This window comes from Bradyrhizobium sp. 33ap4, from assembly GCF_032654765.1.
GTDB classification, from domain to species: domain Bacteria; phylum Pseudomonadota; class Alphaproteobacteria; order Rhizobiales; family Xanthobacteraceae; genus Bradyrhizobium; species Bradyrhizobium australafricanum.
The window spans coordinates 1-805 of sequence record NZ_JAUMTJ010000203.1 but is presented as its reverse complement, the minus strand read 5'-3'; the positions used below and the strand labels follow the sequence as shown (position 1 = coordinate 805).

Annotated in this window: 1 protein-coding gene; it reads right to left on the bottom strand. The window is 49.7% G+C overall.

The genetic code is table 11. From position 1 onward, the window contains the following. Window positions 1–480: 480 nt before the first annotated feature. Window positions 481–805, bottom strand: a 325-nt coding sequence (locus Q2M23_RS43690; protein ID WP_316399538.1) for a hypothetical protein, incomplete at its 5' end; no start/stop codon positions are given.

Genomic DNA, 805 nt, shown 5'->3' with positions numbered 1-805 from the left:
GGTCACGATTCCGTACTCACCTCAATCCGTCGGATGACGATTTAATGCAATGAATAATGCAGTGGCACAGATTCCGGCACAGTGTATAGAATACTAGGGGTGTAAGCTTGGTTGGCGCAGTTGCGGTGACTCTCAGAAGGCATAGCACGAATTCATTTCACTCATCTCAATGCTGCCATGATATCAAACATTGTAGCCCTCTTAGCGGCGCTGGTATGCCAACATATTCGTGGACTTCACTTACTTCCTTCGTCGTTGTCTCGAGGCACCATCTTGAATTTTCGATCGCAGTTCCCCGTTAACGACGATCGAGCAACAGCAACAACAACACTTTAATTCGATGACGATGACTCGGTGTTTCATCACCATGGGTGACCCAACGTTACGCAGGTGAGCAAAGATGTGCACTCAAAGTACACATCTTTTATACATATAGGACAATTTTGAGAAAAATAATAATAATAATAATGATTGGGGTTTTTACGGCTCAAGAGCAACTAAGGCCATGCTGCGCCGCCGCAGGGGAGGGCTGCGGATAATTTCGACCACCTGGGGATCTTTAACGTGCGCCAGAAATCTCCGACACACGGCGTTGGAAGCAATGTTTACCTCCCCCACATTGCTGCCGCCCTCGGCCGGGATCGAACCCGCGATCTTGAGCTCAGCAAGCCAACGCGTTACCGACTGAGCTACCGAGGCCGGCTTAATAGTGCGCTCTTGAGCCTGGAATGTGCACCACGATTCGACCTGGCCCGCGAGAGCCTTGCCCAGCTCTGCAGCTAACCTGTGTATATTTGAACCTATA